Here is a 24790-nt window from a genome sequence, read left to right as displayed (position 1 = left end):
AGGAGAAGATATGACAAAATTAATCTTTATGGGGACCCCCGACTTTTCAGCAACAGTCTTAAAAGGACTTTTGACAGATGATCGTTACGAAATTCTAGCCGTTGTGACCCAGCCAGACCGTGCTGTCGGCCGTAAAAAAGTGATCCAAGAGACCCCAGTCAAGCAGGCTGCCAAAGAAGCGGGTCTTCCAATCTACCAACCTGAAAAATTATCTGGAAGTCCTGAGATGGAAGCTATTATGCAGCTAGGAGCAGATGGAATTGTGACTGCTGCTTTTGGTCAGTTTCTCCCAAGTAAGCTCCTTGATAGTATGGATTTTTCGGTCAACGTTCACGCGTCACTCCTTCCTAAACACCGTGGTGGTGCGCCTATCCATTATGCCTTGATTCAAGGGGATGAGGAAGCTGGTGTGACCATTATGGAAATGGTTAAGGAAATGGATGCAGGGGATATGATTTCTTGTCGCAGTATTCCTATCACAGATGAGGACAATGTTGGAACCTTGTTTGAGAAATTAGCTCTTGTTGGTCGTGATTTGCTTTTGGATACTTTACCAGCTTATGTAGCTGGGGAAATAAAACCTGAACCTCAGGATCCAAGTCAAGTTACCTTCTCTCCAAATATCAAGCCAGAGGAAGAGAAGCTAGATTGGAATAAAACGAGTCGTCAGCTTTTCAATCAAATTCGTGGCATGAATCCTTGGCCTGTTGCCCATACTTTCCTTAAGGGTGAACGCTTTAAAATTTACGAAGCTCAAGTAGTAGAAGGTAAAGGTCTCCCAGGGGAAATCCTTTCAATCGGTAAGAAAGAATTGATTCTAGCTACCGGAGAAGGGGCGCTTTCTCTCAAACAAGTTCAACCAGCAGGAAAACCTAAGATGGATATTGCTTCTTTCCTCAACGGTGTTGGACGCACATTGACAGTAGGAGAAAAATTTGGTGACTAAAATAGAAACGGCAAGAAGCGTCGCCCTTGAGGTACTGGAAGATGTCTTTATCCACCAAGCATACTCAAATATTGCCTTAAATAAACACCTCAAAGGAAGTCAACTTTCACCTACAGATAAGGGCTTAGCAACAGAACTCGTTTATGGAACAGTAGCTCGCAAGCTCACTTTAGAATGGTACCTATCCCACTTCATCAAAGACAGGGATAAATTGGATAGCTGGATTTACTTTTTGCTCCTCCTAAGTGCTTATCAACTCAAATATTTGGACAAGGTTCCCGATCATGCTGTCGTAAATGAAGCGGTAGAACTAGCCAAAGTCCGTAAAAAAGGTAGTGAAAAGCTAGTCAATGCTATTTTACGCCGTATTCTACGAGAAGGATGGTCAGATATTGCCAGCATCAAACGTAAAAACAAGCGTGACTCCATCGCCTATTCCCTTCCGGTTTGGCTAGTTGCAAAGCTCAAGGAAGAATACGGAGAGGAGCGAGCACAGGCTATTTTTGAAAGCCTCTTGGTGCGTAACAAGGCCAGCATTCGTGTAACAGATCTAGGACGAAAAGAGGAAATCCAAGCCTTGTTGGAGGCCAGTACTTCATCCTTGTCTCCTTCTGGTCTGGTTAAAGATCAAGGGAATTTTGCTGCGAGTGATCTGTTTACTCAAGGAATGGTCACTATCCAAGATGAGTCGAGCCAATTGGTAGCACCTACTCTTGATTTAAAAGGGCATGAGCAGGTCCTAGATGCCTGTGCTGCTCCAGGAGGAAAAACAGCTCATATAGCTTCTTACCTGACGACAGGTCAAGTTACTGCACTAGATCTTTATGACCATAAGTTGAGCTTGATCCAAGAAAATGCAGAGCGTTTAGGTGTGGCAAACCGTGTCCAAACCCAAAAACTTGACGCCAGAAAGGTTCATGAGTTTTTTAGTAAGGATTCTTTTGACAAGATTTTGGTAGATGCCCCTTGTTCTGGGATTGGACTTTTAAGACGAAAACCAGACATAAAATACAACAAAGAAACGGCAGATTTCGCGTCATTACAGGAAATTCAGCTGGAAATATTAGGTAGTGTTTGTCAAACACTACGTAAAGGTGGTATAATAACTTATAGTACCTGTACTATTGTCTCTGAGGAGAACTTTCAAGTCGTTCAGGCATTTTTAGAAAAACATCCCGACTTTGAGCAGGTAACACTAGAACATGAATGTAAGGATATCTTGAAAGATGGCTGTATTCTCATTACACCAGAATTATACGGAAGTGATGGATTCTTTATCAGCCAATTTCGTAAGATATCTGATTAGGAAGGAACTGACATATGGAAATTTCAATATTAACGGATGTTGGTCAAAAACGAACAAATAACCAAGACTATGTCAACCACTACGTCAACAGAGCAGGTCGTACTATGATTATCTTAGCTGACGGGATGGGAGGACATCGTGCAGGAAATATCGCGAGTGAAATGGCGGTTACAGATTTAGGTATTGCTTGGGTAGATACCCAAATTGATACCATCAACGAGGTGCGTGAATGGTTCGCTTATTTCCTAGAAGTTGAAAATCAAAAAATTCACCAGATGGGACAAGATGAAGCCTATAGAGGAATGGGAACAACTCTTGAGGCACTAGCCATTATTGATAACCAAGCCATCTATGCTCATATTGGTGATTCTCGTATTGGTTTGATCCGTGGTGAAGAATACTACCAATTGACGAGTGATCATTCACTTGTAAATGAGTTGCTGAAAGCTGGTCAATTGACACCAGAAGAAGCGGAAAGTCATCCGCAGAAAAATATCATTACGCAGTCTATTGGACAAAAAGATGAGGTCCAACCTGACTTTGGTATGGTAACACTTGAAGCAGGTGATTATATCTTGCTCAACAGTGATGGTTTGACCAATATGATTTCAGGTAGTGAAATCAGTGATATTGTGAATAGCGATATTCCTTTAGCTGATAAAACGGCGACACTTATTCGTTTTGCTAACAATGCAGGAGGTATAGACAACATTACTGTTGCCCTTGTTTCCATAAACGAGGAGGCAGCAGAATGATCCAAATCGGCAAGATTTTTGCCGGGCGGTATCGGATTATTAAACAAATTGGTCGAGGAGGCATGGCAGATGTCTATTTGGCTAAAGATTTAATTCTAGATGGGGAAGAAGTGGCAGTTAAGGTCCTGAGGACCAACTACCAGACAGACCCGATAGCTGTAGCTCGTTTTCAGCGAGAAGCCAAGGCTATGGCAGATCTAGACCATCCTCATATCGTTCGGATAACAGATATCGGTGAGGAAGATGGTCAACAGTACCTAACTATGGAATATGTAGCGGGACTAGACCTCAAGCGCTATATCAAGGAACATCATCCTCTTTCTAATGAGGAGGCAGTTCGTATCATGGGCCAAATTCTCTTGGCTATGCGCTTAGCCCACACACGGGGAATTGTCCACCGTGATTTGAAGCCTCAAAATATCCTCTTAACACCTGATGGAACAGCTAAAGTCACTGACTTTGGTATTGCGGTAGCTTTTGCAGAGACGAGCTTGACTCAGACTAATTCAATGCTTGGGTCAGTTCATTACTTGTCACCTGAGCAGGCGCGTGGTTCAAAAGCGACTGTACAGAGTGATATTTATGCCATGGGAATCATTTTTTATGAGATGCTGACTGGGCATATCCCTTATGATGGAGATAGTGCTGTTACCATTGCTCTCCAGCATTTCCAAAAGCCTCTTCCATCGGTTATTGAAGAAAATTCATCTGTACCTCAGGCCTTAGAAAACGTGGTTATCAAGGCAACGGCTAAGAAATTGACAGATCGCTACCAGTCTGCTGCAGAGATGTATGTAGATTTGTCTAGCAGTTTGTCTTATAATCGACGAAATGAACCTAAATTGGTTTTTAATGATACCAATAAGGCAGATACTAAGTCACTACCTAAGGTTCCACAAAGTACTCTAACTGCGATTCCAAAACCACAAGTCCAAAGTCCGAAACCGCAACCTAAAAAGGTTGTGCAACCTACTTCAACTAATGAATATGTAGAAAAACCTGTTAAGAAACGGAAGTTTAGATTTCGTTATTTAATTCTCTTGGCTAGCATGGCATTGGTTGCAGCTTCTCTGATGTGGATTTTATCTAGGACTCCAGCTACGGTAGCAATTCCAAATGTAGCAGGTCAGACTGTTGCAGAAGCAAAGGAAATTCTCAAAAAGGCTAATTTTGAAATTGGTGAAGAGAAAACTGAAGCTAGTGAAAACATCGAAGAGGGAAAAATTATTCGAACAGATCCTGATGCTGGAACTGGTCGAAAAGAAGGTACGAAAATTAATCTAATCGTATCTTCAGGTAAGCAATCTTTCCAAATTAGTAATTACATTGGGCAAAAATCGGTTGATGTTATTGCAGACCTTAAACAGAAGAAGGTGCCTGAAAATCTGATTAAGATTGAAGAAGAAGAATCAAGTGACAGTGAAGTGGGAACTGTCCTAAGACAAACTCCGCCAGCTGGGACTACTTATGATTTAACAAAAGCATCTACCATCACTTTGACGGTTGCTAAAAAGGTAACTAGTGCCCCTATGCCAAATTATATTGGCTCAAGCTTAGAGTTTACCAAGAATAATTTGATTCAAATTGTTGGTGTTAAAGAAGCGAACATTGAGGTTGTAGAAGTGTCAACAGCACCTGAAGGGACTGCTGAAGGTACAGTTGTTGAACAAAATCCAAAAGTAGGTGAAAAGGTTGATTTGAACAAAACACGAATTAAGATTTCAATCTATAAACCAAAAACACCAGCAACTATTTCGCCTTCTATCCCTTCACAACGTAATAATCAAGGTTCTAATCCTGTAACACCAAGTCCAGGAAATACACAAGGGAATACCCCTTCAACTGGTCGACCAAATACAGAGGTAAATATTGAAGCTCCAGTAAACTAATCGAATCTTTGTCATGATTTCATGGCAAAGATTTTTTTTGAATCATAATTTGTGATAAAATAAAAAGAGCAAACATAAGGAGGAAATATGGAAGAGTCACTAGAGTTAAATGCCGTCATCGATGTCATTATGTTAGCTGGAACAATTCTTTTGAAAAGTGGTTCAGAAATCCATCGTGTTGAAGATACCATGATTCGGATTGCACACTCACAAGGAATTGTAGATTGCAATGTTCTTGCCATGCCAGCAGCTATTTTCTTCTCGATTGAAAATACCAATATCTCTCGGATGAAACGAGTGACGTCATCTTCTTATAACATCGAAAAAGTCTGTGATGTCAACCATATTTCACGTCAATTAGTCGGGGGCAAGATAGATTTATCTACAGCTTTGAAGAAACTATCGGACTTGCAAAAACAAGCCCTACCCTATACCAAATTTCAGGTTACCATGGCTGCAACCTTTAGTGCTCCTTTCTTTTCGGTCATGTTTGGGGGTAATAGCTATGATGCTGTAGGTGCGGCAATTGCTACCTTATTTGGCTTTGCTTTTTCACTCTATGTTGAGAAATTTATCAGGATTCCTTTTGTAACAGCCTTTGCGGGTGCCTTTGTATTTGGTCTCATAGCCCAATTTTGGGCCCGTTACACAGGATTTCCTGCTACGGCAGATCTGATTATTGCAGGTGCGGTCATGCCCTTTGTACCAGGTATTGCTCTAACAAATGCTGTTAGAGATATTATGACCAACCATATTAACTCAGGTATGAGCAAGATGTTTGAGTCTTTGCTGATTACCCTTGCTTTAGGGGCAGGAACTTCTGTTGCCCTAGTATTGATGACCTAATATGACACTAACAAATATTTTACTCCAAGCTATTGCCAGTTTACTGGCTATCATCACGTTTTTAATCGTATTAAACGTTCAACGCTCTATGCTCTTGCCTGCTGGGCTTTTGGGTATGGTTGTGTGGTTGATCTATCTCCTACTCAAGGATCCGACAAATGTTATTGTTGCGACCTTTATTGCAGCTGTTATTGGCTCTTGTGTTAGTCAGATTTTAAGTATTCTTTATAAGACCCCGGCTGTTGTCTTTATCTTAGCTATTTTAGCCCCTTTAGTACCAGGTTATTTAACTTATCGGACAACTGCTTTCTTCGTAACAGGGGACTACAGTCATGCTATTACTAATGCAACTTTAGTCGTCATGTTGGCTCTAGTTATTTCCATTGGAATGGCTAGTGGTACCATTATTCTGAAGTTATATTCTTATTTAAGAAAATAAGAAAAATAGTATAAAAATCAGTAGGGAAAGAAAAGTCTTGATTTGGTGAATCAAGGCTTTTTTCTCTATTTTCCATCCATTTATGATAGAATAGTAGTGGACGATTTTTACATGAATGAATATACAGAGGTAAATATGACAATCGGTATTGATAAGATTGGTTTTGCAACCAGTCAATATGTCTTGAAATTACAAGATTTAGCAGAAGCAAGAGGAGTTGATCCTGAAAAATATAGTAAGGGTCTCCTTTTAAATGAGATTGCTATCGCACCAATGACTGAGGATATTGTAACCTTGGCAGCTAGTGCAAGCGAGTCTATTTTGACAGAAAGAGAAAAAGAAGAAATTGACATGGTTATCGTGGCAACTGAGTCAGGGATTGACCAGAGTAAGGCTGCTGCAGTCTTTGTTCACAGTTTATTAGGGATTCAGCCCTTTGCTCGTAGTTTTGAAGTAAAAGAAGCCTGCTATGGGGCGACAGCAGCCCTTCATTATGCCAAATTGCATGTGGAAAGTTCTCCACAATCTAAGGTTTTGGTAATTGCCAGTGATATTGCTAAGTATGGTGCAGCCACTCCTGGTGAACCAACCCAGGGTGCTGGTAGTGTGGCTATGTTAATCACGCAAAATCCACGCATTCTGTCATTTAACAATGATAATGTAGCTCAAACCCGTGATATTATGGATTTTTGGCGTCCAAATTATTCAAGTACGCCTTATGTAAATGGGTTGTATTCGACACAACAGTATCTAGATTGTTTGACAACTACTTGGGAAGAATACCAGAAGCGTTATAACTGGACTTTGGATGACTTTGCTGCTATCTGTTTCCATTTACCTTATCCTAAATTAGCTTTAAAAGGCTTACGCAGTATGATGGATCAGACTTTATCTGAGGAGAAACAACATAGCCTCCAAGAAAACTTCGATAAATCAATTCTTTACAGTCAAATGATTGGGAATATTTACACTGGTTCTCTTTTCTTAGGTCTGCTGTCCCTTCTAGAAAATGCCGAAAACTTGAAGGCTGGAGATAAACTGGCTCTTTATAGTTACGGAAGTGGCGCTGTGTCTGAATTTTTCAGTGTGGAATTGGTTGAAGGTTACGAAGCCTATCTTGATAAAGACCGTTTGAAGAAACTGAGTCAACGTACAGCTCTATCTGTATCTGATTACGAGAAAGTCTTTTTTGAAGAAGTTCAGTTGGATGAGACAGGCTCTACCCAATTCACAGGATACGAAAATCAAGATTATGCCTTAGTCGAGATTTTTGAACACCAACGTCGTTATAGTAAGGTAGAAAAATCATGAAGATAAGTTGGAATGGATTTTCTAAGAAATCATACTATGAGCGCCTTGAGTTGTTAAAAGCTCAGGCGCTCCTTAGTGCCGATAAGCAAACTAGTTTAGAGCAGGATGAGCAAGTCAGCTTGGTTGTTGCAGACCAAATGAGTGAAAATGTAGTGGGAACTTTTTCCCTTCCTTATTCCATTATTCCTGAAATTTTAGTGAATGGTAAGGACTACACGGTTCCATATGTGACTGAGGAACCTTCAGTGGTTGCAGCAGCTAGTTATGCCAGCAAAATCATCAAGCGAGCTGGAGGCTTTACTGCCCAGGTACATGAGCGTCAGATGATTGGTCAAGTTGCCCTTTATCAAGTGCCTGATATGGATAATGCTCAGGTTCAAATTAACAGTCAGAAAGAGCAACTACTGGAACTTGCTAACCAAGCCTATCCTTCTATCGTCAAACGTGGAGGTGGGGCGCGTGATCTGCATGTAGAACAGATTAAAGGCGAAACAGACTTTCTAGTCATCTATCTCCATGTTGATACCCAAGAAGCTATGGGTGCTAATATGCTCAATACCATGCTGGAGGCCTTGAAACCAGTCTTAGAAGAACTCAGTCAGGGACAGAGTCTCATGGGGATTTTATCAAATTATGCTACGGATTCTCTGGTAACTGCAACTTGTCGTGTTGCCTTTCGTTACTTAAGTTCTCAAAAGGATGAAGGAAGAGAGATTGCGGAGAAAATGGCCTTGGCTAGCCAGTTTGCCCAAGCAGATCCCTATAGAGCAGCTACCCACAATAAAGGAATTTTTAACGGTCTAGATGCGATTTTAATTGCCACTGGTAATGACTGGCGTGCCATCGAAGCGGGTGCACACGCCTTTGCGAGTCGAGATGGACGTTATCAAGGTCTCAGCTCTTGGCGTCTGGATTTGGAGACAGAAGAATTGGTTGGTGAGATGACTCTTCCTATGCCTGTGGCGACCAAGGGTGGCTCTATCGGTCTCAATCCTCGTGTAGCCCTCAGTCACGAACTACTGGGAAATCCATCTGCTAAAGAATTAGCCCAGATCATTGTCTCTATCGGGCTTGCACAAAACTTTGCAGCCCTAAAAGCCTTGGTTAGCACAGGAATCCAACAAGGTCACATGAAGCTACAGGCCAAATCCTTAGCTCTCCTCGCAGGTGCCAGTGAATCCGAGGTAGCTCCCCTAGTCGAGCGTCTCATCGCAGATAAAACCTTTAACCTAGAGACAGCCCAGCGCTATCTCGAAAACTTAAGATCATAAAAAAACTCAGACGAATTGGTCTGAGTTTTCTTGTGCTTATACTCTTCGAAAATCTCTTCAAACCACGTCAGCTTCGTCTTGCCGTAGATATATGTAACTGACTTCGTCAGTCTTATCTACAACCTCAAAGCAGTGCTTTGAGCAACCTGCGGCTAGCTTACTAGTTTGCTCTTTGATTTTCATTGAGTATTAAATGCTTTTTCCTGGTAATAGGGTGACTGGTAAGAAGTAGCCTGTTGTTGCCACGTCCTTGCCTTCGATCTTCTGCAAAAGGAGATCAACAGTGAGTTGGGCAATTTCTTCCATAGGTTGCTTCACAGTCGTCAAATGAGGATAGTAATTTTCGATAAAGTAGGTACCATCATAGCCAATGACTTTAAGCTCTTCTGGGACAGAGATGCCCAGTTCTTGAGCGATTTTAATGACCAGAATAGCTGTTAAGTCATCTGAAGCAAAAATGGCATCTGGTTTTTGACGGGTCAAGATATTCTTGATTTCCATTTCTTTTCTGACAGGAGAAAAGTCACTGGAAACATTGATAATAGGAGCTTTGGGGAGTACAGAAGCAAAACCAGCGTGGCGTAGTCCAGTTGGCGAATTGGAATTGTCATTCCCTGTAATCATGATGATAGATTGGGCGCCTGTCTTAACCAAGGTCTGGGCAGCAAGAACCCCACCAGCATAGTTGTCAGAGGAAACGACAGGAATATCTGGAGACAGGTTTCGGTCAAAGGAAATAATCGGCGCCGTCACGCGATTGTAGTCTTCGATTCCCAAGTTGTGACTACCAGAAATGATGCCGTCTACCTGATTGGCCTCCAGCATTTCAATGTACTCCCGTTCTTTTTCAGAGTCGTGTTCGCTGTTGCAGATGATGGTCTTGTAGCCATTTTTGAAGAGTTGGTGTTCCAGCTTATCAATTAATTCTGCATAGAAAACATTGGAAATATTTGGGAAAATCAAGCCGATTAATTTAGCCGATTTTCCTTGCAGACTACGAGCTAGGTTGTTGGGTTTATAGCCCAATTCTCGCATAGCTTCATTGACTTTTTGAATGGTTTTTTCAGATAAATAACCTTTTTTATTGATAACCCGAGAAACGGTAGTAGGGCTAACGCCTGCAAGTTTTGCAACATCAGTTAGTTTTGCGACCATAATCTAATTCATAGTAAGTTCCAGTTGGGTTTCCAGATTTAATCAGGATACCATTTTGGTCCGCATGTGGGAAGACACGACCGGAAAATACTTTTTCTCCTTTATTGATGAAAATTTCAAAAACAGAGTTATCGATGAAAATCGTAGCAATAGTAGCTTGATTGTCGATAGGGCAAGAACGAGTTGTGCCAAATTCTTGGGCGTACTGTTCACCAGCCTGGCTACGATCCACTGTCACTTGACCATTTACAAGGTCAAAGTTGATGGAAAGTCCCTTGCCTTCTTGATCAGCAAGTAAGACAATCTCGCTCTGGATATTAGCTTCCAAATTGAGTTCAAGTTCGTAAGTGTTCTTAGTTTTGGAACGGTTTGAGAAGGTTTCTTCAGAAGCACGGAGTTCCTTGATAGCTGCGACTGGGTATTGGTAGAGTTTGCCGTCTTTGATAGTGAGTTCCTTGACCAAAGAGAAGGTTCCTTGGTGGTCAAAACGGTCAGATGGATATGAAACATCAGGCAAGCCAAGCCAGCTAATAGTTAGAGCACGTCCATCAGGAGCGTTGAAGGCTTGAGTTGCATAGGCTTCGAAACCATAGTCCATGTTTTGAAGTTGAGATACATTTACCATTTTGGCATTTTCAGGGTCAAAGGAAGACCCAATCTTGTACATATTTGGATAGATATTGTCGTAGTCTAGAACTTTCTTATCCAATCCTTGCGGGCAGTAGAGAAGAACAGGTTGCTCCCCGACAAAGACCAGATTTGGGCATTCCATCATGTAGGCAGTACGGTCGTTAGCAAAGTCAAGATCGCCAACTGCTTGCCAGTTTGTGTAGTCGTTGTCTACAGCCTTATAAAGACGAACGAAGCCTTTTTTCTCCAAGTCCTGTCCACCGACGATAGCATAGTATTGACCTTTAAAATTAAAAATTTGTGGGTCACGGAAGTGGTCAGTTGAGTCTGCTGGCTGGTCAATCAAGATCTTATCAATCTTGCTAATTTTACCATCTTTATCCATCAAAGCCCCAATCTGGTAAGGGTGACGGATCCAGTTTTCATCACGGACATTTCCTGTATAAAATAGGAACAAGTTATCGCCAAACTGCATAGCAGAACCAGAGTAGGCACCGTGGCTATCTAATGGAGTATCTGGCAAAACTTTGACCCCAGTTTCTCTAAAGTGAACCAAATCATCACTTTCAAGCTGAACCCAAGATTTTAAACCGTGGGCTGCACCAAAAGGGAAGTTCTGATAAAAAACAATCCACTTGCCATCAAAGTAAGAAAAGCCATTTGGATCGTTGAGAAGTCCTGTTTTTGACTCAACATGGTAATGAGTATGCCAGGGAGATTGTGCCATATTATCCTTAATTGTCTTGATTTCTTCTTGTGTCCAATCTTCGTAGCGTCTGTAACGACGCTCGGTTGTCCATTCCATTATATCTTTCCTCCGAAAATCTTATCACTTTTAATAGTAACCGTTTTCGACCAAAAAAGCAAGCCTTTTATGTTAAAAAAGAGAAAAAACTGTCAAACGTTTATCATAAAATAAAAGCAGGAAATCAATCATCTATCTACAGAAAATTGAAAGAAAGTGAAATATAATTCTTTTAAACTCAGATTTTAAAGTATTTTTTAAAGAATACTTTCATAAAACTCTCATAATCTATCAAAATAAAAGACCTTGCTCTAAGAAATAACTATTTTTTCTGCAAAACGCTTGACATATTTTTGAAACATGATAAAATAAAAGTCGTAGGGCGAATAAAATCGCTTTCAAACAAGAACAAAATTTTATATAAGGAGATTTTTGCAAATGAACAATCAGGAAATTGCAAAAAAAGTCATCGATGCCTTGGGCGGACGTGAAAATGTCAACAGTGTAGCTCACTGTGCGACTCGTCTTCGTGTCATGGTCAAAGATGAAGGAAAAATCAATAAAGAAGTGATTGAGAACTTGGAAAAAGTTCAAGGTGCTTTCTTTAACTCAGGTCAATACCAAATCATCTTTGGTACAGGTACAGTTAACAAGATGTACGATGAGGTTGTTGCACTTGGCTTGCCAACATCATCAAAAGATGACATGAAAGCAGAAGCTGCGAAACAAGGGAACTGGTTCCAACGTGCGATCCGTACTTTCGGTGATGTTTTCGTTCCAATCATCCCAGTTATTGTAGCGACTGGTCTCTTCATGGGTGTGCGTGGTCTTTTCAACGCTCTTGAAATGCCACTTCCAGGTGACTTTGCAACTTACACACAAATCTTGACAGATACAGCCTTCATCATCTTGCCAGGTTTGGTTGTGTGGTCAACCTTCCGTGTATTCGGTGGAAATCCTGCCGTTGGTATCGTTCTTGGTATGATGCTTGTTTCTGGCTCACTTCCAAACGCTTGGGCGGTTGCTTCAGGTGGTGAAGTAACAGCTATGAACTTCTTTGGTTTCATCCCTGTTGTTGGTTTGCAAGGTTCCGTTCTTCCAGCCTTCATCATCGGGGTTGTCGGAGCTAAATTTGAAAAAGCTGTCCGCAAGGTTGTTCCAGATGTCATTGACCTCTTGGTAACACCATTCGTGACACTTTTGGTCATGTCTATCCTTGGACTCTTTGTCATCGGACCAGTTTTCCACGTAGTTGAAAACTTTATTCTTGTCGGTACAAAAGCAATCCTTGGCTTGCCACTTGGTCTTGGTGGTTTCTTGATTGGTGGAGTTCACCAATTGATTGTCGTGTCAGGTGTACACCACATCTTCAACTTGCTTGAAGTGCAATTGCTTGCTGCTGATCATGCTAACCCATTCAACGCTATCATCACTGCGGCTATGACAGCTCAAGGTGCTGCGACTGTTGCGGTTGGTGTTAAAACGAAAAATCCAAAACTGAAAACACTTGCTTTCCCAGCTGCTCTTTCTGCTTTCCTAGGTATTACAGAGCCTGCTATCTTCGGGGTAAACTTGCGCTTCCGTAAACCATTCTTCCTTTCATTGATTGCTGGTGCAATCGGTGGTGGATTGGCTTCAATCCTTGGACTTGCTGGTACTGGTAGTGGTATCACTATCATCCCTGGTACAATGCTTTATGCCGGTAATGGACAACTTGCCCAATACCTTCTTATGGTAGCTGTATCATTTGCCCTTGGTTTTGCTCTTACTTACATGTTTGGTTACGAAGATGAAGTAGAGGTTGCTGAAGGAACTACTACAGAACGCTTCGTTGAAGAAGCAGTTACTGGAAATGTTGTTGCTCTTCAAAATGAAACACTTGTTACTCCTATCGTTGGTGATGTTGTCGCTCTTGCTGATGTCAATGACCCAGTCTTCTCAAGTGGAGCTATGGGACAAGGTATCGCTGTGAAACCTAGCCAAGGTGTGGTCTACGCACCAGCTGATGCTGAAGTTTCAATCGCATTTCCAACAGGACACGCTTTTGGTTTGAAAACAGCTGATGGTGCTGAAGTTTTGATCCACGTTGGTATTGACACTGTGTCTATGAACGGTGACGGTTTTGAAGCAAAAGTTGCTCAAGGTGATAAGGTTAAAGCGGGCGATGTTCTTGGAACATTTGACTCAAACAAAATCGCTGCAGCTGGACTTGATGATACAACAATGGTTATCGTTACAAACACAGCTGACTACGCTTCAGTAGCTCCAGTCGCAACAGGTTCAGTTGCGAAGGGGGATGCTGTGATCGAAGTGACAATATAATCAATCTCTCTAATGTGAAAACGAACAAATGAAATGTTTGTTCGTTTTTGCTTGAATGGTAAGATTTACAGAGGAAAATCTAAAAAATAGAGAAATTTAGATATTTAAAATATGCTATAATAAAGAAAATAGAAACAATAAAAAAATAAGAGGTTTATCATGACAAAATTATACGGAAGCTTGGAAGCGGGCGGGACAAAGTTTGTCTGTGCTGTCGGTGATGAAAACTTTAACGTTGTCGAAAAAACACAATTTCCAACAACAACTCCAATCGAAACAATCGATAAAACCATTGAGTTCTTCTCAAAATTCGACAACCTTGCTGGTCTTGCAGTTGGTTCATTTGGTCCGATTGATATTGATAAAAACTCAAAAACTTATGGCTTTATCACAACGACTCCAAAACCAAACTGGGCAAATGTGGACTTGCTTGGTGCCCTTCGTCGCGCCCTCAACGTGCCAATGTACTTCACAACTGACGTAAACAGCTCTGCTTATGGTGAAGTGGTTGCCCGTAACAATGCTGGTGGCCGTATCGAAAACTTGGTTTACTACACAATCGGTACAGGTATCGGTGCAGGTGTCATCCAACGTGGTGAGTTTATCGGTGGTGCCGGTCACCCTGAGATGGGCCATTACTATGTGGCTAGACACCCAATGGATATTGAAAAAGAGTTTAAGGGTGTTTGTCCTTTCCATAAGGGATGTTTGGAAGGCTATGCAGCTGGTCCAAGTTTGGAAGCTCGTACAGGTGTTCGTGGGGAAAACATTGAACTCAACAACCCTGTTTGGGATGTTCAAGCCTACTATATCGCTCAAGCTGCGGTTAATGCGACAGTGACTTTCCGACCAGACGTGATTGTCTTTGGTGGAGGGGTCATGGCTCAACAACATATGCTGGACCGTGTCCGTGAGAAATTTACAGCTCTTCTCAATGGTTACCTACCAGTACCTGATGTGCGTGACTACATCGTGACGCCAGCAGTAGCAGGAAATGGTTCTGCTACTCTTGGAAACTTTGTTCTTGCAAAAGAAGTTTCAAAATAAAACACAAAATCCGCTTGGGAAACCAAACGGATTTTTTACATGTCAAAGCATTTGCCAGAAGAAGTCGATAATATAGGTCAGACCGTAGGTATAAACCACGAGGGTAAAGGGCTTAGTCAGAATGATGATGGTCATATAGCGCTTGAAGCTCATCTTGGTCAGGGCAGCTAGCATACAGAGAAAGTCAGCTGGACTAATGGGCCAAATCATCATAAAAATAAAGAAACGGTCAAAACGATTGCCCTTATCCAACCAACCGATATACTTGTCATAGGTGCGCTTGCTGACGACAGACTGGACAAAGGCAGCTCCGTAGAGACGCACCAGATAAAAGATAATGGCACATCCAATCACGATGCCGATATAGTTGTAGATGGTGCCAATGATGTGACCGTAGATAAAGACACCTGCCACCGAGGTCAAGGCCCCAGGAATAATAGGGACGACCGTCTGTAAAATCTGTAAGAAGATAAAGAGAGGTGGTCCCCAGATGCCTGCTTGCTGGATAAAGTCAGATAGGGTTTCTTTGGAATGCAGTATCCCAGCTTGATAGGCCCAGACTAAAAAAATCAGAGTCCCAATTCCTCCAGCAATCGATGAAATATTGATAATCCGCTGTAGAAGGGGAGATACAGCTTTCATTTGTTTATCCTGTGACATGTGAACTCCTCGTGGATAGTATAATTCTACTATACCATATTTTGGATGAGAAAGGGGGAATGAGTCTTTTTAATGAAAAATAGATGGGAATACAGACCTTCGAGATTTAGAATAGGTCTATTTCCTAAAGTTTACATGTATTTTAGGTTTAGAACAATCGTAATTCCATAAATTTAAAAGCATTCTACTGTTGACGGTGGTGGTCAATTCTCAAGAGGAATATGACCAAGTGGAAAGTAAGGCGCGTGCTTCTAAGTCTGCCAAGGAAGTTGGCAAGACTAGACAACTCCGTACCGAACTTTCAACTATCTATGATCTTTATATGCGCTATACCGCAGCCAGTGCAGAAGCCTATCCTGAAAAGTAACACCTGACTCAACTCCTCAAGGAACTCAATAGCATCCGAGATAACAAGCGCCGCCTCATCACTAGTAGCAAGAAAGATAAAAAGATCAAACCAGCAGAACCAGCCCAAATAGCAGGCTAAGGACAACCCCTTAGAAGCGGATTTCTAAGGGAATTTTTGTGGTTTCGTGGTATAATTTTATAAAAGTATAAGGGGATATAATTTATTTTTGGAAGAAATACTATGGATGATAGATTTATTACATTAGGGCATATTGATACCTCAGTTGCCGCTAAGAATATTGCTAAATTGCTAGAGGAAAATAAAACCTATTTTCTAAGTGGAAACTGGGGTTCAGGAAAAACAGAATTTCTATCTGAGATTAATAATAACACACATAAAAAATTAGTAATAATCGATTTTTGGAGATTGACCGATCATCGCTCAACGATTGAAATCATTTTTTCAAAATTGCATCCGTGGAAATATAGATTTTTAAGATTTTTCATAGTTTTATGTGTAGCATTATCAATTCTAATAACAAATGTAGTTGATTTGGGTTTAAGTTCTTTTTTTGAATTTTTTGGTGTTAAATTAATAGTTGGTAGTATTGTCTTACTAGTAGCAATATATCAATTTTTCAAAATCAAATCTGATGGATTTTACAGTTATTTGCTAACATTTAAGTATTTTTCATTAACTCGAAACGTTCTAGTTATTGATGATTTTGATCGAATGTCTAACAACCAACAAGAGGAGAGTTATAAAGTTTTTAGTTTGCTTAATGGCAAACTTCCAATTATTTTTGTTGGAGATATTGAGAAAGTGCATCTTAACGACAATAATTTCCTTTCAAAAATTATTGATAGACGGATAGAACTACCATTTGTTCTTCACCCATCAAATATTTGGCAAGATTATTTTGAGTTGTTAAGTAAGAAACTCAATATGAGCTTGTCAGATGATTTTTGGAGAAGGTTTAGCTTTGAAAACAGAAACTTGCGAGATCGCAATCATTTTAATGATTATGTTAATCAAGAATTTTTTTCAAGGGGTAAGTTGGGACATGTCCAAGAGGAACAGCAACTTTGGATTATCTATGCGTATCTTTTTTATCCTGAATTATACCAAAAACTATTAAAGAATGAAGAAATAAAAGCTAAGGATGATGAAAAAACTAGTTTTACAGGGATGTTCAAGTTTGGGCGAAGCATACAAGAAATATTGTGCGATATTCAGCAGTCAGATTTTAACCAATATCCACCGAGCTATAAGAAGAATAGATTAGCCTATTTCCTCTATGAAGAATCTCTAAATCGTACAAAAGAGGAATTTGATACATTACTTGAAATAAGTGGTGATGAGTTATCAAGAGAGTTAAAAGAGGCAAATTACAACACAGATTTTTATCAATATCTTTCAAGTGAATATAAATCTTTTTCTGAAAATCAGAAAGCTAAACTACTACGTATGACTATACAGGAATCTCTGAAATCTTATAATAGCCCTGCAATGGACTATATTGTCGGAGAAAAGTTAAATGAAGAAATTCCCCGATATGAGAGGAATAGTCCTTTAAGTAAGGAAATAATAGGTAGGATTGTGAATTTCTGGGAAAGTATTCTGAGAAAAGAAGGTTTAGACCAATCTGAGATTCTTTATTTTATGGAAAAACATAGAGTACTGACCTTCTATGATTTGGGACGTCACTATTCAAACTTAGAAATTAATAATGAAAATTTCGCTAAGCTAAGACGAAAAGATTTCTTTCTCTTGACCTATCTTAGTTCAATTGAAAAATTTAATGAATTTGAAAGTTGGGATAGAAGTATCTGGGATGCCATGGAGCAGTTTGGAGGCAGAGAGTTCTTAGTATTTTGGGAATTTCAAGGAATTCTTTCAAATGGATTGGGTTACTACTGTTTTGATGTTGTTCCTAGAAATAAAAAATATTTTCTTATGATGGGTGAAAATCAAGATAAAATGAAAAAGAATAGGTCTATCATTGAAAAGATTCAGCCGCAACTTGAGCAATTGGAAGCTAAAGGATTTACATTCGAGGAAAAAATAGATAGGGAATACTGGTAGGCAATCTATGAGTTTTAAAGGATAATTGGTTAGTATGTTCTCCTTTTAGTAATATCCTTCATGCTTGAACCTTTTTTTCGTGTTAAATTTCGCTCCCACTCGTCCTCCTTAGTTCGAGTGGTTTTTCTTGAAATATGATAAAATAAAAATAATAATACATTTTTTGAAAGAGATTAAAATACAACTTTGTTTCCATATTTCCTGGAAACGGATAGAAAGTAAGGAGAAGTATGGGAAATAACAACCAACGTGCCCTTTGTCAGCAACTCTGGGCTCAAAACAAATACCTAGTCTTGAGTCATTCTAGCAATATTTACAATGAGATTCGTCAGTATCTCAAGAATGAAGAGGTGGAAGTGACTCATGTTCAGGAGATGATTGACCGTGCCTGTAAGATTCCAGAACACAGGGGTCAGGTTTGCAATGCTTTTCAGCATATTTGGGGTTATTTCAAAAAGAAAGCGACAGATGCTGAGCGCAAGGACTATATGCTCTTGCTTGATCGCTACCGCTTTGGTCAGGTTTCCAAGGAAGATGTGATTGCTAAAACCCGAGATTTGCTTGAACGCTATCCAAATACCTATTTGCAACATTCAACGTTACTGAAAGGAGATTCCCATGAGACTTTGGCATGAGGCGTTGATTTCACAGCTTCCTCGTCCTCAACTCTTGGGGCAACATCGAGAGTGTTGCGCCCTACGTGGCAATGGCTGGGGCAGAAAGCATGCGACGGTGGACTATGTCTTTACCCACTCGCCCTATCGTCTCTATGCCTATCATCGTTTGATCATGGAGGAAATGGCTGACCGTGGCTATAATGTCAGTCCAGAGTGGATGGACAAGAATTACCGTGGTAAGACCTGTCTTCCTTATCAAGGCTTATCAGAGGAAAAGTTGACTAGTCCTATTTACAGCGAATATGACGATGCTTACTATAAGGAGTGCCTGGACAATCTCCGAGAGAAGGGAATCAACCTATAGTCTTTTCTAATAACAATTCATAGTCACTTATAAGAATTACTAATAACGCATTTGAACCGTCTAACTGAAATAAAGCTATAAAACAAGCTACACAAAGGATTTGAGGCATTTATCTCAGGTCTTTTTCTTTTGTTTAAAACAGAGATATAGTTTCAAACTATATCAAAGCCTAATTTTTTACAATTATACAGACGCTTTCTTTTCTGTTAAGATAGTTTCAACAACAAATTTTGGAGGACACATCATGTCAACTACAATCATCGGTTTCCCTCGTTTGGGAGAATTCCGCGAATTAAAATTTACAACTGAAAAATACTTTAGAAAAGAAATCTCAGAAGAAGAACTCTTGGCAGCAGCAAAAGACTTGCGTGCTAAACACTGGAACATCGTCAAAGAAAAAGGCATCACTGAAATCCCATCAAATGACTTTTCTCACTATGACAACTTCCTAGATGCAGCTTTCCTTTTCAACGTGGTACCTGCTTCCGTTCAAAACTTGGACTTGTCTGACCTTGAGCGCTACTTCGCTTTGGGTCGTGGTTACCAAGGAGAAAAAGGGGACGTTCGCGCCCTTCCAATGAAGAAATGGTTCAACACTAACTACCACTACATCGTTCCTAAATTTGAAAAAGACACTCAAGTCAAACTTGCAGGTCACAAGATTTTCGATGAGTTCCAAGAAGCAAAAGAACTTGGATTGAATACTCGCCCAGTTCTTGTAGGTCCATTCACTTTCCTTCAATTGTCAGATTTTGAAGAAGGTGTAAAAGCAGAAGACTTCGTAGACAGCTTAGCTGCTGCTTACCAAGAAGTTTTTGCAAAATTGGCTGAACTTGGTGCGACTCGCATCCAATTGGATGAAGCGGCTCTTGTAAAAGACTTGACAGCTGAAGAAAAAGCTCTCTTCTTGAACCTCTACAACAAACTTTTGGCTGATAAGAAAGGTCTTGAAGTCTTGCTTCAAACTTACTTCGGAGATGTTCGTGACGTTTATGCTGACCTTGTAAACTTGCCAGTAGATGCTATCGGTCTTGACTTCGTTGAAGGTAAGAAAACTCTTGAACTCGTTAAAGGTGGTTTCCCAGCTGACAAGACTCTTTATGCAGGTATTGTCAATGGTAAAAACATCTGGCGCAACAACTATGAAAAGAGCTTAGCTATTCTTGAGCAAATTCCAGCTGAAAACATCGTTTTGACTAGCTCATGCTCACTTCTTCATGTGCCATTTACAACTGCTAATGAAGAATTTGAACCAGCTATCTTGAACCACTTTGCTTTTGCAGTTGAAAAATTGGATGAGATTCGTGATTTGGATGCTATCCGCAATGGTCAAGGTGAAGAAGCACTTGCAGCTAACAAAGAACTCTTTGCGACTGAGCGTGTTGGTGAAAATGCGGAACTTCGTGCGCGTATCGCTGGTTTGACTGATGCAGACTACACTCGTTTGCCAGCCTTTGCAGAACGTGAAGCTATCCAAGAAGAAGCTTTCAAACTTCCAGCTCTTCCAACAACAACTATCGGTTCATTCCCTCAAACTAAAGAAGTTCGTGCTAAACGTTTGGCTTACCGTAAAGGTGAATTGTCTCAAGAAGAGTACGACGCTTTTCTTGCTGAAACTATTGATGAATGGATCAAATGGCAAGAAGATATCGACTTTGATGTCCTTGTTCACGGTGAATTTGAGCGTAATGACATGGTTGAGTACTTCGGTCAAAACTTGTCAGGTTACCTCTTCTCTAAAAATGGTTGGGTACAATCATACGGTATGCGTGGGGTGAAACCACCAATCATTTGGGGTGATGTAACTCGTCTTAACCCTATCACTGTTAAATGGTCTAGCTATGCACAAAGCCGTACAAACAAACCTGTTAAAGGTATGTTGACTGGACCTGTTACCATCCTCAACTGGTCATTCCCTCGTGAAGACATCTCTATCAAGGATTCTACTCTTCAAATCGCCCTTGCCATCAAGGATGAAGTACTTGACCTTGAAGCTGCTGGTGTGAAAATCATCCAAATCGATGAGGCTGCTCTTCGTGAGAAATTGCCACTCCGTCGTAGTGACTGGTACGAAGATTACCTTGACTGGGCAATTCCTGCCTTCCGTTTGGTACACTCAACAGTAGCGCCAGATACACAAATCCACACTCACATGTGTTACTCAGAATTTACAGATATCATCCCAGCTATCGATAACATGGATGCAGATGTTATTTCCTTTGAAGCTAGCCGTTCAAACCTTGAAATCTTGGACGAACTCAAAGCGAAAAACTTCCAAACAGAAGTGGGACCAGGGGTTTACGATATCCACTCACCTCGTGTGCCAAATGAAGGCGAAATCGACCATACAATCGAAGCTATCCTTGCTAAAGTGCCAAGCAAGAAAGTTTGGATCAACCCTGACTGTGGTTTGAAAACACGTGGTATTCCAGAAACAAAAGAAAGCTTGATCCGCCTTGTGGAAGCAGCGAAAGCTGCGCGTGAGAAATTGTAAGATAAGGATTTCTCTAGAAGCACTGTTTGGACAATCTGCCTGTTTCACTTGGATTCTAAGAGTCCAGCTAACTAAAAATCAACTAGAAAAGGATAAGGACTATGTCACGCCAAACACCGTCACTCTCATTTGAAGTGTTCCCTCCAAACCCAGCCGTGGGTAATGATAACATTATTTCTGCTCTTCAAGATATGCAGGAGTTGGCTCCCCACTTTATCAGTGTGACTGCCAGCAATAATAAATTTAATATCAAGGAAACGACGGTTCGTTTGGCTGACTTTATCCAAAATGACTTGGCGATTCCGACTATTGCTCACTTGCCAGCTATCTATTTAACTAAGGACAAGGTTGCTGAAACCATTTCTGATTTGGACAAGGTTGGGGTGCAGAAAATCTTGGCTCTTCGTGGGGATATTATCCCTGATGTGGAACCACAAAAGGATTTCCACTACGCAACTGACTTGATCGAGTTCATCAAGGAACAAGCCCCTCACTTTGATATTGTTGGCGCTTGCTATCCAGAAGGGCATCCAGATTCACCAAATCAGATTTCAGATATTCAAAATCTTAAGAAGAAAGTAGATGCAGGTTGTTCGAGCCTCGTGACTCAGCTTTTCTTTGACAATGAGCGCTTCTATGATTTTCAAGATAAGTGTATCTTGGCTGGGATTGATGTTCCTATTCATGCAGGGATTATGCCAATTCTGAATCGAAATCAGGCTCTCCGCCTCTTGAAGACTTGTGAGAATATCCATCTTCCACGCAAATTTAAAGCTATCTTAGACAAGTATGAGCATGACCCTGAGTCGCTCAGAGCAGCAGGACTTGCCTATGCAGTGGACCAAATCGTGGACTTGGTAACTCAGGATGTTGCAGGTGTGCATCTCTACACCATGAACAATGCAGAAACAGCAAAATACATCCACCAAGCAACCCATGCCTTGTTTAATCATCAGTCTCTAGGATAATAAAAAGTAAACCATTCTTCTCAGGTGAGGGGAATGGTTCCTTTTTAATGGTAAAGACCGCACTTTTTAAGAAAAATATGATAAAATAGACTCTGTACGTACTTGATACAAAGATGAGGGTATAAACAGATTTTTAACTATTCAAATCTGCTATAAAAAGGAAAAATACTAAAGAATAATATTTTTAAACTTTTCAAAGTACCTAAATAGTTGAACACGGGCTAAATCCCTAGTGAAATAGATAGATTTCCTAGTGTGCATCGCACACTGCGTCAATCTCCTATTTTCATACGGGATTCTTCACGCCCTTTGTATCCTGATTTTTGTAGGCAAGACGTATAATATTATCAATCCAAAGGGGTTAAAAATGACAAAACAAGTGTTTCAAACGACTTTTGCGGGTCGTGAGTTAATTGTAGAGACTGGTCAGGTTGCTAAGCAGGCAAATGGCTCTGTTGTTGTACGTTACGGTGAGTCAACCGTCTTGACTGCTGCCGTGATGTCTAAGAAAATGGCAACTGGAGATTTCTTCCCTCTTCAAGTCAACTACGAAGAAAAAATGTATGCAGCTGGGAAGTTTCCTGGTGGCTTTATGAAACGTGAAGGACGTCCTTCAACGGATGCGACTTTGACAGCGCGTTTGATTGACCGTCCAATCCGTCCTATGTTTGCGGAAGGATTCCGTAATGAAGTACAAGTCATCAACACCGTGCTTTCTTATGATGAAAATGCATCTGCACCAATGGCTGCTATGTTTGGTTCATCCTTGGCACTTTCCATTTCAGATATTCCATTTGACGGACCAATCGCTGGGGTACAGGTGGGCTATGTAGATGGCCAAATCATCATCAACCCAAGTCAAGAACAAGCAGAGCAATCTTTCCTTGAATTGACAGTAGCTGGTACTAAACACGCCATCAACATGGTAGAGTCTGGTGCTAAAGAATTGTCAGAAGAAATCATGTTGGAAGCCCTTCTTAAAGGGCACGAAGCAGTCAAAGAATTGATTGCCTTCCAAGAAGAAATCGTTGTAGCAGTCGGTAAGGAAAAGGCTGAAGTAGAATTGCTTCATGTGGACGCTGACTTGCAAGCTGAAATCATCGCAGCCTACAACAGCGACCTCCAAAAAGCGGTTCAAGTAGAAGAAAAATTGGCTCGTGAAGCTGCAACACAAGCAGTTAAGGATCAAGTAACTGCTGTTTACGAAGAAAAATATGCAGATCATGAAGAATTTGACCGTATTATGCGTGATGTTGCTGAAATCTTGGAACAAATGGAACACGCTGAAGTGCGTCGTTTGATTACAGAAGACAAGGTTCGCCCTGATGGTCGTAAGGTCGATGAAATCCGTCCTTTGGATGCGGTTGTTGACTTCCTTCCTCGTGTACACGGTTCTGGTCTCTTCACTCGTGGTCAAACTCAGGCCCTTTCAGTCTTGACCTTGGCTCCGATGGGGGAAACTCAAATCATCGATGGTTTGGATCCAGAGTACAAGAAACGCTTTATGCACCACTATAACTTCCCTCAATATTCTGTAGGGGAAACTGGTCGTTACGGTGCGCCAGGTCGTCGTGAAATTGGTCACGGGGCTCTTGGTGAACGTGCCCTTGCTCAAGTCTTGCCAAGCTTGGAGGAATTCCCATACGCTATCCGTTTGGTAGCAGAAGTTTTAGAATCAAATGGTTCTTCTTCTCAAGCCTCTATCTGTGCGGGAACGCTTGCCCTTATGGCTGGTGGTGTGCCAATCAAGGCGCCAGTAGCAGGGATTGCCATGGGTCTCATCTCAGATGGAAACAACTATACAGTCTTGACAGATATCCAAGGTTTGGAAGACCACTTTGGAGACATGGACTTCAAGGTTGCAGGAACTCGTGACGGGATTACAGCCCTACAAATGGATATCAAGATTCAAGGGATTACTGCAGAAATCTTGACTGAGGCTCTTGCCCAAGCCAAGAAAGCCCGTTTTGAAATTCTTGATGTGATTGAAGCAACCATTCCAGAAGTTCGTCCAGAATTGGCTCCAACTGCTCCGAAAATTGATACCATCAAGATTGATGTGGACAAGATTAAGATTGTCATCGGTAAGGGTGGAGAAACCATCGACAAGATTATCGCTGAAACAGGCGTTAAGATTGATATTGACGAAGAAGGAAATGTATCTATCTACTCTAGCGACCAAGATGCCATTAACCGTGCTAAAGAAATTATTGCTGGTTTGGTGCGTGAAGCTAAAGTGGATGAAGTTTACCGTGCTAAAGTCGTTCGTATCGAGAAATTTGGTGCCTTTGTCAACCTCTTTGACAAGACAGATGCTCTTGTTCATATCTCTGAGATGGCATGGACGCGTACCAATAATGTCGAAGACTTGGTAGCAATCGGGGATGAAGTTGATGTTAAGGTTATCAAAATTGATGAAAAAGGACGTGTGGATGCTTCTATGAAAGCCCTTCTTCCTCGTCCACCAAAACCTGAACGTGATGAAAAAGGTGAAAAATCAGAGCGTCCTCATCGCCCACGTCATCACAAGGATCACAAACCTAAGAAAGAATTTACAGAAACACCAAAAGATTTAGAATAAGAAAAGGAGA

Annotated in this window: 19 protein-coding genes and 1 pseudogene; 17 read left to right on the top strand and 3 right to left on the bottom strand. The window is 40.9% G+C overall.

The window, feature by feature from the left end:
* Positions 1 to 10: 10 nt before the first annotated feature.
* The 8 genes from fmt to HMPREF1117_RS10135 all read left to right on the top strand — a co-directional run bounded on the left by fmt (position 11) and on the right by HMPREF1117_RS10135 (position 8763).
* Complete coding sequence (fmt, locus tag HMPREF1117_RS10170) at positions 11 to 946, top strand: methionyl-tRNA formyltransferase (RefSeq protein ID WP_000163678.1); 936 nt, start codon at positions 11 to 13, stop codon at positions 944 to 946.
* Positions 939 to 2252 carry a 16S rRNA (cytosine(967)-C(5))-methyltransferase RsmB gene (gene rsmB / locus HMPREF1117_RS10165; RefSeq protein ID WP_007557369.1) on the top strand — a complete coding sequence of 438 codons (1314 nt, stop codon included), beginning with the start codon at positions 939 to 941 and terminating at the stop codon, positions 2250 to 2252. The genes fmt and rsmB overlap by 8 nt, the downstream gene beginning before the upstream one ends.
* Before the next feature lie 14 nt (positions 2253 to 2266).
* Entirely contained in the window at positions 2267 to 3007 is a 741-nt protein-coding gene (locus HMPREF1117_RS10160) for a Stp1/IreP family PP2C-type Ser/Thr phosphatase (protein WP_000406151.1), read from the top strand.
* Positions 3004 to 4896: a Stk1 family PASTA domain-containing Ser/Thr kinase gene (gene pknB, locus HMPREF1117_RS10155; RefSeq protein WP_000614499.1), complete on the top strand. Its 1893-nt coding sequence runs from the start codon at positions 3004 to 3006 to the stop codon at positions 4894 to 4896. Before HMPREF1117_RS10160 ends, pknB begins: the two co-directional genes overlap by 4 nt.
* Before the next feature lie 87 nt (positions 4897 to 4983).
* On the top strand, positions 4984 to 5742 hold the full coding sequence (locus tag HMPREF1117_RS10150) for a threonine/serine exporter family protein (protein WP_000392922.1): 759 nt from the start codon (positions 4984 to 4986) through the stop codon (positions 5740 to 5742).
* A gap of 1 nt (position 5743) precedes the next feature.
* Positions 5744 to 6181, top strand: coding sequence for a threonine/serine exporter family protein (locus HMPREF1117_RS10145; RefSeq protein ID WP_000176663.1), 438 nt, complete (start codon positions 5744 to 5746; stop codon positions 6179 to 6181).
* A 135-nt stretch (positions 6182 to 6316) separates the two neighbouring features.
* Positions 6317 to 7492: a hydroxymethylglutaryl-CoA synthase gene (locus HMPREF1117_RS10140; protein ID WP_000151970.1), complete on the top strand. Its 1176-nt coding sequence runs from the start codon at positions 6317 to 6319 to the stop codon at positions 7490 to 7492.
* Positions 7489 to 8763, top strand: a complete 1275-nt coding sequence (locus HMPREF1117_RS10135; RefSeq protein WP_000704407.1) for a hydroxymethylglutaryl-CoA reductase, degradative — start codon at positions 7489 to 7491, stop codon at positions 8761 to 8763. The genes HMPREF1117_RS10140 and HMPREF1117_RS10135 overlap by 4 nt, the downstream gene beginning before the upstream one ends.
* A 189-nt stretch (positions 8764 to 8952) precedes the next feature.
* On the opposite strand, the gene HMPREF1117_RS10125 is transcribed toward HMPREF1117_RS10135, so the two are convergent.
* Together HMPREF1117_RS10125 and HMPREF1117_RS10120 are read right to left on the bottom strand one after the other, a co-directional pair.
* Entirely contained in the window at positions 8953 to 9918 is a 966-nt protein-coding gene (locus HMPREF1117_RS10125; RefSeq protein WP_000226008.1) for a LacI family DNA-binding transcriptional regulator, read from the bottom strand.
* Entirely contained in the window at positions 9899 to 11353 is a 1455-nt protein-coding gene (locus HMPREF1117_RS10120) for a sucrose-6-phosphate hydrolase (protein WP_000455348.1), read from the bottom strand. Before HMPREF1117_RS10120 ends, HMPREF1117_RS10125 begins: the two co-directional genes overlap by 20 nt.
* Positions 11354 to 11731: 378 nt before the next feature.
* On the opposite strand from HMPREF1117_RS10120, the gene HMPREF1117_RS10115 reads away from it, so the two are divergent.
* Both HMPREF1117_RS10115 and scrK read left to right on the top strand, forming a co-directional pair.
* Positions 11732 to 13615, top strand: coding sequence for a sucrose-specific PTS transporter subunit IIBC (locus HMPREF1117_RS10115; RefSeq protein WP_001064573.1), 1884 nt, complete (start codon positions 11732 to 11734; stop codon positions 13613 to 13615).
* A 159-nt stretch (positions 13616 to 13774) separates the two neighbouring features.
* Positions 13775 to 14662 carry a fructokinase ScrK gene (gene scrK / locus HMPREF1117_RS10110; RefSeq protein WP_000164305.1) on the top strand — a complete coding sequence of 296 codons (888 nt, stop codon included), beginning with the start codon at positions 13775 to 13777 and terminating at the stop codon, positions 14660 to 14662.
* A 42-nt stretch (positions 14663 to 14704) separates the two neighbouring features.
* Here the strand turns inward: scrK and HMPREF1117_RS10105 are convergent, their stop codons facing one another.
* On the bottom strand, positions 14705 to 15322 hold the full coding sequence (locus HMPREF1117_RS10105) for a TVP38/TMEM64 family protein (RefSeq protein WP_000076180.1): 618 nt from the start codon (positions 15320 to 15322) through the stop codon (positions 14705 to 14707).
* A gap of 187 nt (positions 15323 to 15509) precedes the next feature.
* Here HMPREF1117_RS10105 and HMPREF1117_RS10100 point away from each other — a divergent pair.
* From HMPREF1117_RS10100 to pnp, 7 genes and pseudogenes are all read left to right on the top strand, one after another.
* Positions 15510 to 15809 (top strand): annotated as a pseudogene (locus tag HMPREF1117_RS10100) (DUF6261 family protein); the annotation flags it as partial.
* A gap of 102 nt (positions 15810 to 15911) precedes the next feature.
* Complete coding sequence (locus HMPREF1117_RS10095) at positions 15912 to 17756, top strand: P-loop NTPase fold protein (RefSeq protein WP_000342691.1); 1845 nt, start codon at positions 15912 to 15914, stop codon at positions 17754 to 17756.
* 230 nt (positions 17757 to 17986) lie between these two features.
* Positions 17987 to 18391, top strand: a complete 405-nt coding sequence (locus HMPREF1117_RS10090) for a YbgA family protein (RefSeq protein ID WP_000527883.1) — start codon at positions 17987 to 17989, stop codon at positions 18389 to 18391.
* Positions 18375 to 18737 (top strand): TIGR02328 family protein, encoded by a 363-nt coding sequence (locus HMPREF1117_RS10085; RefSeq protein WP_001241797.1) that lies wholly within the window; start codon positions 18375 to 18377, stop codon positions 18735 to 18737. Before HMPREF1117_RS10090 ends, HMPREF1117_RS10085 begins: the two co-directional genes overlap by 17 nt.
* A 244-nt stretch (positions 18738 to 18981) precedes the next feature.
* Positions 18982 to 21231: a 5-methyltetrahydropteroyltriglutamate--homocysteine S-methyltransferase gene (metE, locus tag HMPREF1117_RS10080; RefSeq protein ID WP_000108226.1), complete on the top strand. Its 2250-nt coding sequence runs from the start codon at positions 18982 to 18984 to the stop codon at positions 21229 to 21231.
* A gap of 101 nt (positions 21232 to 21332) precedes the next feature.
* Positions 21333 to 22199, top strand: coding sequence for a methylenetetrahydrofolate reductase [NAD(P)H] (gene metF, locus HMPREF1117_RS10075; RefSeq protein ID WP_000089969.1), 867 nt, complete (start codon positions 21333 to 21335; stop codon positions 22197 to 22199).
* Positions 22200 to 22566: 367 nt separating this feature from the next.
* Positions 22567 to 24780, top strand: coding sequence for a polyribonucleotide nucleotidyltransferase (gene pnp, locus HMPREF1117_RS10070; RefSeq protein ID WP_000166418.1), 2214 nt, complete (start codon positions 22567 to 22569; stop codon positions 24778 to 24780).
* The last annotated feature ends 10 nt before the right edge of the window (positions 24781 to 24790 follow it).

This window comes from Streptococcus sp. SK643, assembly GCF_000259505.1.
GTDB lineage: Bacteria > Bacillota > Bacilli > Lactobacillales > Streptococcaceae > Streptococcus.
This window is presented reverse-complemented; position numbering and strand designations above follow the sequence as displayed.

Excerpts from the sequence above, each read along its gene's own strand:
- HMPREF1117_RS10095 (WP_000342691.1), top strand. The coding sequence starts at position 15,912 with ATGGATGATAGATTTATTACATTAGGGCATATTGATACCTCAGTTGCC.
- HMPREF1117_RS10105 (WP_000076180.1), bottom strand. The coding sequence starts at position 15,322 with ATGTCACAGGATAAACAAATGAAAGCTGTATCTCCCCTTCTACAGCGG.
- HMPREF1117_RS10120 (WP_000455348.1), bottom strand. The coding sequence starts at position 11,353 with ATGGAATGGACAACCGAGCGTCGTTACAGACGCTACGAAGATTGGACA.
- metE (WP_000108226.1), top strand. The coding sequence starts at position 18,982 with ATGTCAACTACAATCATCGGTTTCCCTCGTTTGGGAGAATTCCGCGAA.
- HMPREF1117_RS10125 (WP_000226008.1), bottom strand. The coding sequence starts at position 9,918 with ATGGTCGCAAAACTAACTGATGTTGCAAAACTTGCAGGCGTTAGCCCT.
- HMPREF1117_RS10115 (WP_001064573.1), top strand. The coding sequence starts at position 11,732 with ATGAACAATCAGGAAATTGCAAAAAAAGTCATCGATGCCTTGGGCGGA.
- pnp (WP_000166418.1), top strand. The coding sequence starts at position 22,567 with ATGACAAAACAAGTGTTTCAAACGACTTTTGCGGGTCGTGAGTTAATT.
- HMPREF1117_RS10090 (WP_000527883.1), top strand. The coding sequence starts at position 17,987 with ATGGGAAATAACAACCAACGTGCCCTTTGTCAGCAACTCTGGGCTCAA.
- scrK (WP_000164305.1), top strand. The coding sequence starts at position 13,775 with ATGACAAAATTATACGGAAGCTTGGAAGCGGGCGGGACAAAGTTTGTC.
- HMPREF1117_RS10135 (WP_000704407.1), top strand. The coding sequence starts at position 7,489 with ATGAAGATAAGTTGGAATGGATTTTCTAAGAAATCATACTATGAGCGC.
- HMPREF1117_RS10160 (WP_000406151.1), top strand. The coding sequence starts at position 2,267 with ATGGAAATTTCAATATTAACGGATGTTGGTCAAAAACGAACAAATAAC.
- HMPREF1117_RS10085 (WP_001241797.1), top strand. The coding sequence starts at position 18,375 with ATGAGACTTTGGCATGAGGCGTTGATTTCACAGCTTCCTCGTCCTCAA.
- metF (WP_000089969.1), top strand. The coding sequence starts at position 21,333 with ATGTCACGCCAAACACCGTCACTCTCATTTGAAGTGTTCCCTCCAAAC.
- fmt (WP_000163678.1), top strand. The coding sequence starts at position 11 with ATGACAAAATTAATCTTTATGGGGACCCCCGACTTTTCAGCAACAGTC.
- HMPREF1117_RS10140 (WP_000151970.1), top strand. The coding sequence starts at position 6,317 with ATGACAATCGGTATTGATAAGATTGGTTTTGCAACCAGTCAATATGTC.
- pknB (WP_000614499.1), top strand. The coding sequence starts at position 3,004 with ATGATCCAAATCGGCAAGATTTTTGCCGGGCGGTATCGGATTATTAAA.
- HMPREF1117_RS10145 (WP_000176663.1), top strand. The coding sequence starts at position 5,744 with ATGACACTAACAAATATTTTACTCCAAGCTATTGCCAGTTTACTGGCT.
- HMPREF1117_RS10150 (WP_000392922.1), top strand. The coding sequence starts at position 4,984 with ATGGAAGAGTCACTAGAGTTAAATGCCGTCATCGATGTCATTATGTTA.